Source organism: Thermosyntropha tengcongensis (genome assembly GCF_055381335.1).
This window is the reverse complement of sequence record NZ_AP042437.1, coordinates 2202729-2218343: the sequence shown is the minus strand read 5'-3', so window position 1 is coordinate 2218343 and position 15615 is coordinate 2202729. Positions and strand designations below refer to the sequence as shown.

Here is a 15615-nt window from a genome sequence, read left to right as displayed (position 1 = left end):
TTTTAGTCCCATTTGGGAATTACTTCCTGATAGTCGAAGCTTACCAGTGAATCATCTATGTTAGCCTGTGCAGCTTCCATGAGGCGGGTAGCCTGGTCGATGAAGCGTATGCCGCCCAGTTTTTCAATAAAGTCAAACTGGTCTTTGCATTCAAATACCCAGTACCTCATAACGTCTTCAACATTTTCTTTTTTGGGCGTACCGATTCTTACCAGCCACTCCCACCATTCACGGGCCCAGTAGTAGCATCCGGGACAACAGCCAGGAAGGGCTCCATAAGGCAGTTCAACTACTGCATCTACATACCAGAAAGGTATGCAGGCATTGCCTAACTCACGGATAGTCATTTCGGGAACTATTTTTTCGGCGGTGATTATTACTTTGCGGCAGGCAGCGGCTAAAGCTATGTCATTTACAGCGGGGCCTTCGATAACTGCATTGCCGTAGCGGTCAGCTTTCTGGACATGGATTATGCACACATCGGGGAAAAGGGCAGGGATCATGACTACTGGCTCACTTTTGTCCAATCCTACGGGGTTTTCAATAACTTTTACATAAGGATTGTATTTCAGCATGTCTGAACCTAAAAGCTGTTTGGAACCTATAAAGGGAGCTCCCAGCTGGGCAGCTTTAAATCCCAGAGCCATACTGCCGTGGCTCCATATGGATAATATTTCCGCCTGTTTTGTCTTTATAACACGGGCAAAGTTTTTGTCATTACCTCTCATTTCTACTCCTATGTAGGAAAGATGGATGGCATAGACACATCCCATAGACATTAAATACGATGTATTGGACATCGGGGACCCTATGCTGACCATATTTTTTTTGCCCTGTCTTATTATTTCAAAATAAGCCTGAATAGGAGACCTTACATAGGAAAAGCCAGTTTCGGCCAGGATGTCGCCGTCTTTTACGAATTCGGCTATCGCTTCGCTTAGAGACATGCGTTTGTCCCTTTTCCTGCGGTCTTTGCTCAGGTGGTATTCACGTGCCCCTTTAAAGTCAATCAAGCGGTTAAACTGTTCTTCAGTTGCATACATAAATCCCATTTATCCCGCCTCCTTATTTTTTAGTTTAATTTATAGGATTATTAATTATCACCCCCGTTTGAAAGGATGAGATAGCTTCAAAATTTAAGCATAAAACATATTTATTACGAAATAATATATATTTATGTGATATTTATATTATATAGTCATAAAGATTGCAGGACAATATCAAATTTGAAATATTTTTTGAGAAAAAATCAGCTTTAAAAAATTTTTTTAATATTCCTTACAAATCACAACTTGTTAAAAAATTGTGGAATAAAAAAGGCCGTCTTTTAAGACGGCCTTTTTTATGGTTTTTTGTATTTTTTATTATTGTGGCGGGAAAGCGATGAACATTTTCTGCGGATCGACCTCTTTGCGCAGGATTTCTAAAACATCAGGGGGAGGAGTTTCGGTTACCGGGATTTCTCCTTCCGGAACCAGAAGCTCAAATCCTGTGCAGGCCTGGGCAATTTCCACGGTTATTCCGGGATGCAGGCTCTTTATCCGCATCCGTTTGGTTACCGGTTCAAAATCATATACCCCTATCTGGGTTATAACGGCTACCGGCCCATTACCCAGAAGGCCAGCTTCTTTACGGGAGTTCCCTCCATAAAGGTGGCCCGGGCTGGTTATAAAGTCCAGCTTGGCCGGGAATTTTTCCGGGGTTTGCAGCCCTACAATTATGGTGTTTTCCGTAAGGGAAATGAGGTCATTTCCCCCTCCACTGCCAGTTAAACGGGCTTTGGGGTTTAAAAAGTCATCGCCTATTATATGCGTGTTGAGGTTGCCGTACATGTCAACCTGGGCAGCTCCCTGGAAGGCAACATCAACATATCCATTGGCTGCCTGGGCAAAGGATAGTGCCATTTCCATAGTTATGGGAGATTTTCTCCAGGTAACCGGGTCCGCTACTGACCAGGGCATGGGCCCCTCAATCGGATCCTGTCCGCCGCTTTCATAAACCAGGGTTATGTTAGGGGCATGGGTTTTTTTGGCCAGGATGGCTCCTACCATAGGCAGCCCGGTCCCTACATAGACTATTTGTTTGTCTTTTATATGTTTGGATACTACATAAGCCAGCATTTCAAGCGGGTTAGCAGGTGCAACTGACATTATGGACCACCTCCTTATTCTTCATCCCATTTGGGGATTACGCTTTGATAGCTTAAATCTATGCCGTCATCTTCATTTATTCCATTCAGGGCTCTTTCAATTACCTGGTGTTTATTCAGCCAGCGCACTCCGCCCAGTTTTTCCAGGAAGTCAAACTGGTCTTTACAGCTGAATACCCAGTAGTCCCAGAAGCTTTCCAGATATTTGTCATCCCGTCCGGATAAGGCGATTCTTATTCCCCATTCCCAGAATTCGCGAGCCCAGTAGTAGTAGCCGGGACAGTTGCCGGGCAGTGCCCCGTAAGGCAGGTGTACTACGGCATCAACAAACATGAAGGGGATGACATTGGTATTGGTAGTATTGCGCAGGTCAGATTCGGGAACGATTTCTTCAGCCGTGATTATTACCTTGCGGCAGGCAGCTGCCAGGGCTATATCGTTTACGGCAGGGCCATAAATGCGGGCATTGCCGTATTTATCCGCCCACTGTACATGTATGAAAACTACATCCGGATAAAGCGCAGGTACCAGACATACGGGGTCTTTTTCTTTCTTGAAAGGATTGTCTACCACTTTTACATAAGGGTTATATTTTACCATATCACTGCCTATCATTGATTTACAGGCCAGATAGGGAGCACCAAGCTGGGCAGCCTTGAATCCCAGAGCCATAGCTCCATGGCTCCATTCCGAAAGGATTTTTACTTTCTTCTGTTTGACTGCTTTGCTGTAGCTGCGGTCAGTACCGCGCATTTCTGCCCCTAGATACGAGTTGTGGGAATAGGTGAAAGTTCCATAATGGATGCCGTAGCTGTGGTTGGTGTTGGGCGAACCTATACCCTGCAGATTTTTCTTCCCCTGGCGCATTACTTCAAAAAGTGCCTGCAGAGGGGTGCGCACATAGCTGAAGCCGCTGTCTGCATAAATATCCCCATCTTTTACAAATTCCTGAACAGCTTCTTTAAGAGACATGCGCTTATCTACCTTGCCGCGCTCTTTTTTAAGATGGGCTTCTCTGGCAGATTCGCCGTCGATGAGGCGGTCCAGGATGCTGGGGTCATCAATCTGCAGGTTTTTGAGCGCTTCCTGGTTGTACTCAAACTTGGTTGCCATCATAATCCCCCTTACCCTCTCCAATTTTAGTTAATAATTCGAAACAGAATAATTATGAGGCTAAGTGTTCAAATATAGTAGGATGTGTAATATTAAGACGAATTATAGTGTATTGTGACATAATTATAATATAAAAAAATATATTATTACATATGAAATTAAAAAAAAGTAAATTCAATATATTTGATTAATTTGATATATGCGAAAATTAAAATAATTGGAAAATCGTAAAATAAACTTAATTTTGCAACTCATTTTGACAGAGAAGGGAAAAATTTTTTTATGTAGAAATTTTTTGTTGTTCTTATACTGGTTTACAATTTTTACTTAAAAAGGAGGGGAGACAGGTTTTTGTTTTGCAGAAGGAAAGGGATTATATTGTTTTGTTTATTGCTTTGCAACCTGGTTTTTACATCTGCAGTGCTGGCTGCTGGTGATATTGTAAATGACAGGCAGATGTATACCTATGATATCATGAAGCAGGATATTGCCGAATTGAAGCAGGTTTATGGAGATTTGATGGAGGTAGAGATTTTAGGTTATTCAGAGCTGGGCCGTGAAATAATCGCTGTAAAAATAGGCAGAGGCATGGGAAAAATTTTTATAAACGGGGCTCATCATGGACGGGAGTGGATAACCAGCATTTTGTGCATGAAAATGCTGGAATACTATCTGGATGCCTATAAAAATAATAAAATAATTGATGGGTACGATGTAAAATATCTTCTGACCTACAATAGCATATACTTTGTTCCCATGGTTAATCCGGATGGTGTTACTATAAGCCAGACAGGACTGGCGTCTTTTACTCCTGAACAGCAGCAGGTGATAAGAAAAGCAGCTGCCGGCCTGCGGGATTTTCGAAAGTGGAAGGCTAATGCCCTGGGAATTGACCTCAACCGCCAGTATGATGTAAATCATGGCAATGCATTTCAAAATCCGAACAGGCCGTATCCCTGGAACTGGCCGGGGAATTATCCGGAGCAGGCCAGGGAAGCTAGAGTTATAGCTGATTTCTGCCGCCGGATAGTGCCGGATATCGCTGTTTCTTATCATGCCTTCGGGGAAATTATGTATTACGACCAGTATATAAAGGAAGAAAATTATGTGCGGGACTTAAGCTATGCCCGGCTGATATCTTCTTTGACCGGCTATAAGCTGGCTACGACGGGAAGGCCTGCGTCTGGAGGCTTTAGCCCCTGGCTTAGAAAAGAGTTTGATGCTATTGCTGTAACTCCGGAAGTAGGCAGGATGAGCGGAGAGTATCCGGTAGCCTTATCCCAGTTTTCGCGTATATGGCAGCAGAACAGGCTGGTGGGGCTTGCCAGCTGCCGGTTTAACCTGGATTTATTGAAGGCCAGCCCTGACAGGGTAAATGCCCGGATAGCTGAAATGAAGGAATTTTTAAGGGGAGAGACAGGAAAGGAAAAACCGGATTTGGATAAAATAGCTGCCTGTTTGGAGGAGATTTACAGGTATAATGCCCTGCTCGGACAGAACCCGGATACCGTTTACATTTCATATGGAGAAAAATTTTACGCCTTTCCTTCGGTTTTTATAAATAACCGAAATTATATCCAGCTGAAAGATTTTATATCCCTGCTTGATGTCCTGGGAATAATCTACAGTTATGAGTCCGGGGAGGATGATAGTGCTGTCCTTAAAATCGGAGATGGAAAGGAGATACATATCGGGGAGGGAATGGTTGAACTGAGAGATGGCAGAGGTAAGTACAGAGAAACAGTTTTTGGAGGTTGGGCGGGACAGAAATTGATTCCTTTGGGATTCATTTTAAATAATGTGCTGGATTTGCCCTATGAATATAAGGGCAGTAACTGGATAAGGATAATGGCGGATTGAATTTATATAATATTGATTTTTCAAGGAGGCAATAATGTGAGGAGAAAACTGGCGCTGGTTTTGTTTTTGTCTTTTATGCTTACTTTATCTGGAGTTTTTCCAGCTGCTGCACAGGCGGACAAAAGCATAAAAATACTCTGGAATGGGAAAATTGTAAAATCTGACGTTTCCCCTGTGATAAAAGAGGGCAGGGTTTTGGTCCCCCTGAGGGCTATAGCTGAAAACTTTGGGCTTAATGTTGAGTGGGATGCAGAAAATAGGCTTATAAAAATTGAATATGAGGGTATAGAATTTATGGAATTTAAAATAGGGGTCAATAGTGTATATCATACTTATAATTATGGTTATGAGGGGGGAATGAAGGGAATTTATTTTGTAGATGTTGCTCCGGTTATTGTAAATAATCGCACAATGGTACCCCTGCGGATAGTGGCAGATGCTCTGGGATTAAATGTGGAGTGGGATGCTGCTGCCCGCACGGTCAGGCTGAGCGGAAATATCACGGATGGTTTTTTTGTAGATTATAAAGGAAAAGAGGTAAGACGTTATAGCCTGGAGGATTGGATAAAGGAAAAAGGAAAGCAGCCGCCATATATATGGGAAAAGAAATTTGATTGTGGAGATAGAGTGGAATGGTATAAAGAGGTATATACTATTTATGACCCGCTGACGGGGGAAGAGCATATTGCTCCCCGGGGGATGAATTTTGATGTTTGGTGAGAAGCTTTGTTTTTGAAGGGTTGGTTGATGTACCTGGTGCTCAAACCAGGTACATCGATTTGTTTTTTTACCCTTATATGGGTTAGAATAAAGAGGATAAAATGTTTTTGTGCAGAAATTTAACTGGTATTAGAAACTGCAAAAGGGGCTTGAAGATGGGGAAAATAATTGCGGTCGCCAATCAAAAAGGTGGGGTAGGAAAGACTACCACGGCTATAAATCTGGCAGCTGCTCTGGCGGAAATGAAATACCGGATACTGCTGGTGGATCTGGATCCCCAGGGAAATGCCACCAGCGGGGTAGGGATAGAGAGGAACCGGGTTAAAAAATCTATATATGATGTAATTTCCGAAGAAGCTGCAGTTGAAAAGGCGGTTGTCAGCACACCTATCCCGGGGGTCAGGATTATTCCTTCCACCATTCAGCTGGCAGGGGCGGAAGTAGAAATAGCCATGCAGGAAGAAAGGGAAAGGATATTGAAGAACAGGCTGTCAGCGCTGGTTTTTGATTATGACTATATTTTTATCGATTGTCCTCCTTCCCTGGGTCTGCTTACCATAAATGCCCTTACGGCAGCCCATTCAGTGCTTATACCCCTGCAGTGCGAATATTATGCCCTGGAAGGCTTAAGCCAGCTTATAAATACGGTAAACCTGGTTAAGAAGCGGCTTAATCCCGGGCTTGAGATAGAAGGCATAGTATTTACCATGTTTGATGGAAGGACCAACCTTTCTATCCAGGTGGTTGATGAGGTGAAAAGGCATTTTAAAAAGGAAATATACCGCACCTTGATCCCCCGCAGCATAAGGCTGAGCGAGGCGCCCAGCCACGGAAAGCCGATTACGGTTTATGATCCCCGCTCCAGAGGGGCGGAGGCTTATCGCGAACTGGCCCGGGAGGTGGTAGAACGTGAAAAAGAAAGAAAGAGGATTAGGTAGGGGCCTTGATGCCCTTTTTGGGGATGCAGGAGCTATAAGCGAGGAGGAAGCCAGGATTGTAGAAATCCCGCTTAAGGATATTTTCCCCCGTGCTGATCAGCCCCGGCAGGTATTCGATGAAGAGAAACTCCATGAACTGGCTGCTTCTATAAAGGAGAACGGGATTCTGCAGCCTGTACTCCTGCGGCCAGCAGAAGGCGGGTATGAAATAATAGCCGGGGAAAGGAGATTTAGAGCTGCCATAATAGCCGGGCTTGATACTATCCCGGCTCTGGTAAGGGAGCTTGATGATGAAAAAGCGGCCGAAATCTCTTTGATTGAAAATCTGCAGAGGGAAGACCTTAATGTGGTGGAAGAGGCCAGGGCGCTTAAAAGTATGCTGGAGCGGTTTGGCTATACCCAGGAGGAGCTGGCCGGGCGCATCGGAAAAAGCAGGGCTTATATTGCCAACACCGTAAGGCTTCTCAACCTGCCGGAAGAGATTATAAAGCTTCTGGAAGCAGGGAAGCTTACCGCCGGGCATGCCAGGGCCATACTGGCACTGGAAAGCCCGGAGAAACAGATTAAATTGGCCCGAGATATTGTAGAAAATAATATGTCGGTGCGGGCAGCGGAAAAAAAGGCTTCCGGGAAGGCTAAAAAAGATAAGAGAGAGATACCCGAGATTATAGATATGGAAGAAAAGCTGCAGAATTATCTGGGAACCAGAGTAAAAATAACCAGAACCCGCCGGGGAGGCAAGATTGAAATAAATTACTACAGCCAGGATGACCTGCAGAGGATTCTGGAATTATGGGGAATACTTGATTGATGCAGGTAAAAGAAATTATGGGCTGGGAATAAAGAGAAAGGAAAAGCCGGCAGTGCAGGAATACTGCCGGCTTTCGCTGTTGTTTCACGTGAAACATGATGTTTAATCTCGAAGCGCCTTTAAGATAGCCAGGAGCTTTTCAGCCGCAAGTGTAAAGAGCAGGTTTTACTCTGGCATATAGGGAAAGCGGCCCTAAAATGCCAAAAGGAAACAAGATTTGTTTCACGTGAAACAATTTGGGCTAAGCTAGGGAAACTACCAGCAGGAAGCCCAGGAGAAAACCCAGGATGCCAAAAAACAAAGAATGATTAGCCTTTCTCTCCAGATCCAGAAACAGGGTAAGGAAAATGTCAGGACGATTTTGATTGAGGTAGTAGTTTAATATAAGGGATTTTTTGTTTAAAACAAATTGATTGATACTTGAATGAAGAGGGTAGCATATGGCCAGGAAGCTCAAAATAATAGTTATCCACCCAATAATCATGGAATTATCAGGTATGGGATTAGCTGAAAAAATTTTGGGAAAAGAAACCAGCACGAATAAAAAACCGATCACGAAACTTATAGAAAAATTCAAAAAAACCATTAGTACACTGCGCCGTTTTTCCTCGCGATACAATATGGCAATCAATTCCCTCTCGGGTTCACTGAGCTGGGAAGCAAAAGAAACGGAAGGAGGCAGGTTAGTTTTTTCAGTTATAAGCGTCTCTGCTGCCCTGTTACAGAAACTGCTTTTTATTGCCAGCTTTTTGAGAGTAAATGCCAGTACCAGGCCTAACGAGGTGAGAAAAATTATATATATAAAACTGCCGCAGAAAATAGATGAAAAGGATTTTAAGGGAATTTTTCCGACGATGCAGACAAGGACAGCTGTTATAAGATATAGGAAACCGACTATCCAGAAAACCCCTTTTTTAGTATCCTTAATGTAAAAACACAGTTTTGCTGGCAAATGGCTGTAGTAAAGGCATGCCAGAGCGATAATCAATAAAGCGGAAACAGATAAATTATACCAGGTTACCATACTTATACTACCTCCAGGATAAATATTTTAACCAAAATAGTTTTTTGTTTTTCAGTGCTGGTTGTTGGTTTTCCAAAACTCAAAATACCCTATTGCTACATCCCTTACTTCCTTGTACCCATCTTTCTCTGCTGCTGTATCCCATACTATCTTTGTCTTCTCCCCCGCACACCTCAAGCCAGCTTCTTCTCCCACAACAGGCTTTAAAAAGCTTGCCAAAAATATCACCATACAGGCTGCCAGAAGGCTCAATTTGAAGCTTTTTTTGTGCGGGTAATACATTCTATTCCCCCTTTATTTTTTCTTCTCTATGAGGCTTTTATTTGCCTGTTACGAAGGAGAAAAACTCGTGCTTGCCCGTATTTATGTCGTAAATAGACCTCCATTCACCATTCCAGGGTGGGGTTTCTGGAACTATGTCGAATATCATTAATGCCTCTCCCTTCGACTTCTCCGGTGGTATGTTGAAGGTGTATTTCTTGCCGGGAATTATATATTCATGCCACTCCAATAAAGAAGTAGAATGCATTATTGTAGGCTTCGTGTTGTAATAAAGAGTTATGCTCCACTTAAATCCCTTCGGCAGTATGGGGGCAATAAACGAAAACTCACCCGTCTGGCGGTTGTTCACTATGGTGTCTACCAGAGCCTTGTGGGCCATGTACGCTTCCTGCCTGTCTGTTATCGTCCTGTATTTGTCTATACTCTTGAATTCAGGTATCACTGGTGCATTCGGCTCCCCTTTTGGCTCTATCAGCTCTAATACTTTACTCATGTCAGGCTTTGCACTTCCCTCAGGATATGCTATAACCAGCTTTTTTGCTTCGTCCCACTCAACCTTAAATCCCAATCCTTCGGCTACATACCTGGCTGGAAGCATGGTGCGGCCCGGAGGGACTATCGCTGGTGCTGCATCTATTCCCTGTGCTTTGCCGTTTATTACCACTTCTTTCCTGCCTATGAAAAGCTCCAGCACCCTTCCCCCTTTAAGGGTTGCCTTCCTTGACGCATTGTCCCATACTATGCTCTCATCATTTACTCCCAGTGCGTTGGCAAGATACCTCACAGGCACAAAGGTTCTTCCAGGCGGCATTATTTGTGCGTAAGTGTCCATCTTCACTTTCTTTGTTGCCCCGGTATTAAGGTCCTGCTCATAATAGTTGAAATCACCTATCTTGAATACCACCAGCTTGTTGGGTACGGCTACAGCCTCGTCAGCAGCTGCCATGTGACCGGGTACTAAAAACATAAAGCTTGTTATCATTACCAAAGCTATCGCTTTCTTCAGGATTTTAAACATAAAACCATCCTCCTTTTTTAGAAAGTTTTTTGAAACGTTTTTAAAAAGCGTTTTAAAAAGCAAGGATTTTTAAATAAAGCTTTAAAAGCGCTTACCCCGCCCTTAAAAAGCCCGCTTATTCCAATAGGGCAAAATCTATCAAGGCAAGGTCCGGTGGCTCTTCTCAAAGGTTAAAAGGCAATTTTTTAAAGGTCTCCAAATAAGCCGGAATTTTCAGCTTGCTAAATCCAGGGCAAGGATTTAGCTTCAGGAAAATATTTCTTTAAAACAAAAGAAATTTCTTTTTTGGATGAGCCTTAATTTTACAGGCCTTGATTTTAGGTAAAAAAAGCGGTGCTGCAGGCTTGCTCGGGTTTTACAGCCTGGTTAAGGGACAATGGCAAATTAAAAAATTAAAAATTTTATTTATAATAATTTATAATAAATAATAAAGAGGGAAAATTTTTGAATTCTGGTTATATGAGGGGAGATTATGGGGGATTTTTTGGTTCTGCTGGCAGCAGGGTGGGTTTTGTGGCAGCTTTATAAATGGTGGACAAAAGAGCCGGCTGTAAAGGATTACAGGCCTGAAGAGCTGTTTCCTGAAATGGAGAAAGAAGATGATGAAGAAGAGAAGAGTTATGCTGAAAAAAACACGATTGCCAGAATTTTAGAATCTTCATCTGCCTGTGAAGAAGGGATGCATGATCAGGAAAACAGAATACCCCTGAAAAAGACAAAGGAAAGGCTTTCTATCGTTGAGCGCATAAAAAGGGCAAGAAGCGACCTGGAGCTTAATGAGCAGCTAATTCATACTTTAACCATGATGGAGGAAACAAGCCAGAATATTTTTGTAACCGGCAAGGCCGGGACAGGAAAATCTACACTTCTAAGGCTTTTCAAGGAGTTTACGGACAAAAATGTGGTGGTAGTAGCGCCTACAGGGGTAGCAGCGATAAATGCAGGGGGAATGACTATACATTCATTTTTCCAGCTTCCCCTGGGAGCAGTAAATGAAGATGATGTAAAGATACTGTCCAGGAAAAAAGAGGTTTTTGAAAAAATGGATACCCTTATTATCGATGAAATATCTATGGTAAGGGCGGACCTGCTCGATGCGATTGACATGTCCATGCGCAGGAACCGCAGAAACTGGGAGCCATTTGGAGGGGCGCAGGTTTTACTGTTCGGGGACCTTTACCAGCTGCCTCCGGTGGTGGATGACAGGGAAATAAGGCGTTATCTGGATGACAAATATAATGGGTGCTATTACTTTTTTGGCTCCAGGGCATACCGGGAAACAGCTTTTCAGAGGATAGAGCTTATGAAAGTTTTCCGGCAGACAGATGCGGATTTTATTGAAATCCTGAATAAGATAAGAAAGGCAGAGGTTGCGGATTATGTGCTGGAGGCGATAAATAAGAGGGCAGGCATCCTGCCTCCTGAAAATATGCCGGTTATTACCCTTACGACAAGAAGGCTGCAGGCGGAGATGATAAATAAAAGCGAGCTGGAAAAGCTTCCCGGGGAAGCAAAAGTTTACAATGCGGAAATAAAAGGGAGGTTTGATGCCAGGCATGCCCCCGCTGACTATCAGCTGCGGCTGAAAGAGGGGGCGCAGGTTATGCTGGTAAAAAATGATTCCCTGGGCAGATGGGTGAACGGCACTTTAGGGGTGGTGGAAGAACTGGGAAGCAATCAGGTAAAGGTGGCTGTAGATGGCCACAGCTACTGGGTAAAACCGGCTGTTTGGGAAAACCTGGATTACTACTATGATGAAAACGAAAAGAAAATAAAATCCAGGATAATAGGGACATTTACCCAGATACCCCTCAAGCTGGCCTGGGCAATCACCATACATAAAAGCCAGGGGAAAACCTTCAGCCAGGTGGTGGTAGACCTGGGGGAAGGGGCTTTTGAATACGGGCAGGTATATGTGGCTTTAAGCAGGTGCCGCTCATTGAAAGGGCTTTATCTAAAAACTCCCGTAAGACATCATGAAATAAAGGTCCATCCGCAGGTTGTGGATTTTGAAAAAGAATTTGCCCTGTTATGATGAATGACCTTATGCGCTATAAGGAGTTTTAAAAAAATATATAAAGGAGGAAGATGAAGGTGCTGGAGAATATATTTCTGGTGGAGGTGCCGGAAGACTACCAGGTAGAAGTTGTAATAAAAGAGAGGGCTAATAAACCGGAAAAGGTATACCTGCTTAAAGGGGATAAGCCTTTTGTAATTTATGCCAATTCTGACACGCTTGGAGATGAAGATGACGAGATTTATATATGCCGGTGGCCCGAAAAAGACAGGGAGGAGTGGATAAAAGAGGCAGGGAAGGCAGTGCTGGACGCTATTCGCACGAACTACTGGTCCTCCTTTTTTGTGGGTGAGTTTGATGAAATGATTTACAGGCTGGTTGCTGTCCACCTGGATGATGCTTTGCGGGTGACAGAAGGGATGGCAAGCGGGTTGCAAGAATACCGCCAGAATTATGAAAAGTTTGAACAAAAGAGCGACCGGGAACTGGAGGAGGAATGGGAATTTTACAGGGAGGATATCTTGAGCGCCGGGCGCTACACCAATGGGCAGATAAAAATATACAGCGATGAAAAAGTGGAAGCTACTAAAATTTATGATTTCATGATAGTGGGAATGGTTATGCAGGGAAAGCGGGGGATAGAGGTTGTGACTACCGAAGAGTGGGGTATGAGAGCGAGGCAGGAACTGCTCTACTACCTGCTGGCTGCGGCCAGGGAAGAAAATATGGATGTTGCCAGAATTGCGAAAGAATGGGCAGAATTTGTTGAAAATCCTTCTAAATTCAGAAAAGCCTGGTTTGATTTTGGTGAGGAAGAAGATTTGTAGAATACCAGAAAAGATGGAATAAAGAAGAAATTTCAGGAGCGGATTTTATCCTGGAGAGGGGAAGGCCTATAAAACCAATAGACAATAGCAGGCAAGAGTTTTTCAGCGCGAAATAATCTTGCGGCTGGGATTGTTTTTGGGAAGGGGAAGCGAAAAGGCGTAGTTATAGATTTCAAAAAAGTCATAGTCTTCCGGACGGATGTAGTCCGGATCTTCCCCGGTAAAATACAGCCAGTATTCATAGGCTGACATAGCGGCATGTTTGAAATAAGACCTGCTTATCACTACCCGGCGCGGCCAGGAACAGTCATCACGGTTCAACATGGGAATTCACCAGCTCGTAATTTTCATGATATTATAATTAAGATTCGCCATAAATTTGCAAAATCCTGCCAGAAGCGCAGGGTTTTTATTTTGAGGGCTGCGAAAGGGGGGGCTGTTTTTGGAATGTGGCAAGTGGTTTTAAGGTAAAGGTTTTCTGCCGGAAATGCAGCCATAAAACAGGCATTTAAGCAGGAAAGATGCTGAAAAACATTTACAAAAAACATGCATTATTTAATCAGGCGAATTTTAATATGAGGGCTTAATAAAGAAAAAAGGTAGGGAGGGCATTTTATTAACTGGCAATGCTAAAAGCAATAGATAAAATTGTAAGAAATCGGAAAACAGTTAAAAAGCTTGATAAAAAATAGGAAAAAGGTAAATAATTTATTAGGGTTTGTGTTGTAAAGAATTTGCATTATAAATCTTTTGGCTGATGTGGGGTAGAGTATGAAGCAGAAGCTTAAAATAAATTTTGGCAGAAAGAAGCACGGAAAAAAGAATAAACCTTTTTATATGACGGTTCTTTTTATTCCCCCGGGAGGAGAAAGCGCAAGGCGCTTCAGCATTTCCTATGAATTTATCAAAGGGGCATTTGCCGGTTTGGCCCTGCTGGTGATGACAGCGCTCATTTTTGCCGGGCTTTATTTTGGCAGCCAGTACCAGATAAAGCAGGTGAACAAGCTTAAAGCGGACAACAGGGCTAAAGAAGAGGCTATAATGCAGCTGAATGAGGAGATTCGGAAAATAGAAAAGCAGAAGGAAGAGATAAGGCGCAAACAGGAAGAGATAAGAAAGCTGATGGGAATAAAGGAGACGTCGCAAAAAGAAAGCCTGCCTTCCCGCGGAGGGCAGGGGGGGCGCGATATGGCAGCCGGGAATGAGGATGACATCTGGTACCGTGTGCAGGATATAAAGAATTATTTGAGTTATGAAGAACAGGCTCTGGATGAGATGCTGGCACAGGTGAAGAAAAAGGAGGATTATTTCCGCAGTGTTCCCAACCAGTGGCCGGTGAAAGGGGAGATAACGTCTCCTTTTGGTTTCCGCAAATCCCCTTTTGGCGGCAGAAGGGAGACTTTTCATGAGGGGATAGATATTGCCAATAATGTGGGAGAGACGATAGTGGCCGCTGCTGATGGCAAGGTAGTCTTTGCCGGCTGGCGGCCGGTTTACGGAAAGACGGTGGAAATCCAGCATGGATATGGCTTTGTGACTATTTATGCCCATAATTCAGCTCTGCTGGTGGAGGAAGGCGATACGGTAAAGAAAGGACAGCCGATTGCCAGGCTGGGGAATACCGGACGGAGTACCGGTCCGCACCTGCATTTTACGGTTAAAAAATACGGGGAGCTGAAGGATCCGCTCATATACCTGCCATAAATATATAAAAGGAGTGATTATCAGTGCTGCGCGGAAAAAAAGAGGTTGCTTACGGGGATATTGATACCTTTATCTCTCATCATGTGGAGATAAAGGGAGAAATACATACCAAAGGCTCGGTAAGGCTTGATGGGAAGGTGGAAGGGAAAGTAAATGCCGAAGGGGACGTAGTTTTGGGGGAAAAGGGAATGGTAAAAGGCGAGATAAAAGCCAGGAATATTAGCATTGCCGGGCAGATGGAAGGGAATGTAAATGCTGCCGGCCGGCTTGAGGTCTCCCCTACCGGGCGGGTTAACGGCGATGTGGCCTGCGATATGCTTATAGTGGAGGAAGGCGGCATACTTAACGGCATGACGAAGATGAAAAGGGCAGAAAGTAAAGGGAAGGAAGAAAAAGAGAATACAAAACGGTAAAGGCTGATTTTCTGCTTTATACAATCATTTTTTATGACATAGAAAAAGGGAGAGGTTTTATTTCTCCCTTTTTTCCATTTTGCGGGTAAAGCGGTGGTGGAAGAGGTAGAGGCCTTTGGCGATGGTGTCTGCCATGCGGTAAACGGTATAAAGCCGTGTGTTCTGCAAAACCATGTGCTCTAAAAAGCCTCCCACATTTACCACTCCTGAGATGTGGAAATCCCCGACCGGAGGAAGGTCTTTTTTCAGGGCCGTTCCGGGTTTAATAGCCCCTTTGCGGATGTTTATGTAGCCTATCCGGTCTTTATTTCCCAGCGAAGCGTCGACAGCAATTATCAAAGGGTTAGAAAAGTTTTCTTTTATATGTAACAGGGTATCATTGAGATTTACGGCATGAACAGGTTCTTCCAGGGTGCCGTAAATATAAGCGGATGAAAGGTAGCTTTTAAGCTTGCTGCCGGTAAGTGGGCCCAGGCAGTCGCCGGTTGCCCTGTCTGTTCCTATGCACACATAGATTACCTGCCGGGAAAAAATATCCTCCAGTTCCATTAAAAACTGATAAATTGTTTCTTCAATTTTACTAAAACAGTAAGGATCATCATAATGATAGGAATAAGATGTATTTTCTACAGGCTGGATAACAGACAAACCTACAACCTCCATTATGCTGGTTTTACTTCGTATTTTTGCCGCTTTATACAGGTTTTATGCAAATATGAGGAGAGGGGAGAAAAACCAT

Annotated in this window: 16 protein-coding genes; 8 read left to right on the top strand and 8 right to left on the bottom strand. The window is 43.6% G+C overall.

Annotated elements, in window-relative coordinates:
- Positions 1-2 precede the first annotated feature (2 nt).
- The 3 genes from ACZ42E_RS10795 to ACZ42E_RS10785 all read right to left on the bottom strand — a co-directional run bounded on the left by ACZ42E_RS10795 (position 3) and on the right by ACZ42E_RS10785 (position 3265).
- On the bottom strand, positions 3-1052 hold the full coding sequence (locus tag ACZ42E_RS10795; RefSeq protein ID WP_464892323.1) for a CoA transferase subunit A: 1050 nt from the start codon (positions 1050-1052) through the stop codon (positions 3-5).
- 312 nt (positions 1053-1364) lie between these two features.
- Positions 1365-2150 carry a CoA-transferase subunit beta gene (locus ACZ42E_RS10790; protein WP_464892322.1) on the bottom strand — a complete coding sequence of 262 codons (786 nt, stop codon included), beginning with the start codon at positions 2148-2150 and terminating at the stop codon, positions 1365-1367.
- Positions 2151-2164: 14 nt separating this feature from the next.
- Positions 2165-3265, bottom strand: coding sequence for a CoA transferase subunit A (locus tag ACZ42E_RS10785; RefSeq protein WP_464892321.1), 1101 nt, complete (start codon positions 3263-3265; stop codon positions 2165-2167).
- A gap of 348 nt (positions 3266-3613) precedes the next feature.
- Between ACZ42E_RS10785 and ACZ42E_RS10780 the strand changes: the two genes are divergently transcribed.
- From ACZ42E_RS10780 to ACZ42E_RS10765, 4 genes are all read left to right on the top strand, one after another.
- On the top strand, positions 3614-5122 hold the full coding sequence (locus ACZ42E_RS10780; RefSeq protein ID WP_464892320.1) for a M14 family zinc carboxypeptidase: 1509 nt from the start codon (positions 3614-3616) through the stop codon (positions 5120-5122).
- Positions 5123-5158: 36 nt separating this feature from the next.
- The gene (locus ACZ42E_RS10775; protein WP_464892319.1) at positions 5159-5842 is read left to right on the top strand and encodes a copper amine oxidase N-terminal domain-containing protein; all 684 of its coding nucleotides are present in this window, start codon (positions 5159-5161) and stop codon (positions 5840-5842) included.
- A gap of 155 nt (positions 5843-5997) precedes the next feature.
- Positions 5998-6780 (top strand): ParA family protein, encoded by a 783-nt coding sequence (locus ACZ42E_RS10770; RefSeq protein WP_464893533.1) that lies wholly within the window; start codon positions 5998-6000, stop codon positions 6778-6780.
- Complete coding sequence (locus tag ACZ42E_RS10765) at positions 6752-7591, top strand: ParB/RepB/Spo0J family partition protein (protein ID WP_464892318.1); 840 nt, start codon at positions 6752-6754, stop codon at positions 7589-7591. The genes ACZ42E_RS10770 and ACZ42E_RS10765 overlap by 29 nt, the downstream gene beginning before the upstream one ends.
- 241 nt (positions 7592-7832) lie before the next feature.
- On the opposite strand, the gene ACZ42E_RS10760 is transcribed toward ACZ42E_RS10765, so the two are convergent.
- The 3 genes from ACZ42E_RS10760 to ACZ42E_RS10750 are packed head-to-tail and all read right to left on the bottom strand — an operon-like array spanning position 7833 to position 9978.
- Entirely contained in the window at positions 7833-8615 is a 783-nt protein-coding gene (locus tag ACZ42E_RS10760) for a hypothetical protein (RefSeq protein ID WP_464892317.1), read from the bottom strand.
- Positions 8616-8666: 51 nt separating this feature from the next.
- Positions 8667-8897: a hypothetical protein gene (locus tag ACZ42E_RS10755; RefSeq protein ID WP_464892316.1), complete on the bottom strand. Its 231-nt coding sequence runs from the start codon at positions 8895-8897 to the stop codon at positions 8667-8669.
- Between the two features lie 37 nt (positions 8898-8934).
- On the bottom strand, positions 8935-9978 hold the full coding sequence (locus ACZ42E_RS10750; protein ID WP_464892315.1) for a copper amine oxidase N-terminal domain-containing protein: 1044 nt from the start codon (positions 9976-9978) through the stop codon (positions 8935-8937).
- Between the two features lie 409 nt (positions 9979-10387).
- Between ACZ42E_RS10750 and ACZ42E_RS10745 the strand changes: the two genes are divergently transcribed.
- Positions 10388-11950 (top strand): ATP-dependent DNA helicase, encoded by a 1563-nt coding sequence (locus ACZ42E_RS10745; RefSeq protein ID WP_464892314.1) that lies wholly within the window; start codon positions 10388-10390, stop codon positions 11948-11950.
- A 59-nt stretch (positions 11951-12009) separates the two neighbouring features.
- Positions 12010-12759 (top strand): hypothetical protein, encoded by a 750-nt coding sequence (locus ACZ42E_RS10740; protein WP_464892313.1) that lies wholly within the window; start codon positions 12010-12012, stop codon positions 12757-12759.
- 102 nt (positions 12760-12861) lie between these two features.
- Here the strand turns inward: ACZ42E_RS10740 and ACZ42E_RS10735 are convergent, their stop codons facing one another.
- A complete protein-coding gene (locus ACZ42E_RS10735) occupies positions 12862-13083 on the bottom strand; it encodes a hypothetical protein (protein WP_464892312.1) in 222 nt (73 codons plus the stop codon).
- Positions 13084-13530: 447 nt separating this feature from the next.
- Between ACZ42E_RS10735 and ACZ42E_RS10730 the strand changes: the two genes are divergently transcribed.
- Both ACZ42E_RS10730 and ACZ42E_RS10725 read left to right on the top strand, forming a co-directional pair.
- A complete protein-coding gene (locus ACZ42E_RS10730; protein ID WP_464892311.1) occupies positions 13531-14463 on the top strand; it encodes a peptidoglycan DD-metalloendopeptidase family protein in 933 nt (310 codons plus the stop codon).
- A gap of 23 nt (positions 14464-14486) precedes the next feature.
- Positions 14487-14876: a bactofilin family protein gene (locus ACZ42E_RS10725; RefSeq protein ID WP_464892310.1), complete on the top strand. Its 390-nt coding sequence runs from the start codon at positions 14487-14489 to the stop codon at positions 14874-14876.
- Positions 14877-14933: 57 nt separating this feature from the next.
- Here ACZ42E_RS10725 and yyaC read toward each other — a convergent pair whose 3' ends face one another.
- On the bottom strand, positions 14934-15539 hold the full coding sequence (gene yyaC / locus ACZ42E_RS10720; RefSeq protein ID WP_464892309.1) for a spore protease YyaC: 606 nt from the start codon (positions 15537-15539) through the stop codon (positions 14934-14936).
- Between the last annotated feature and the right edge of the window lie 76 nt (positions 15540-15615).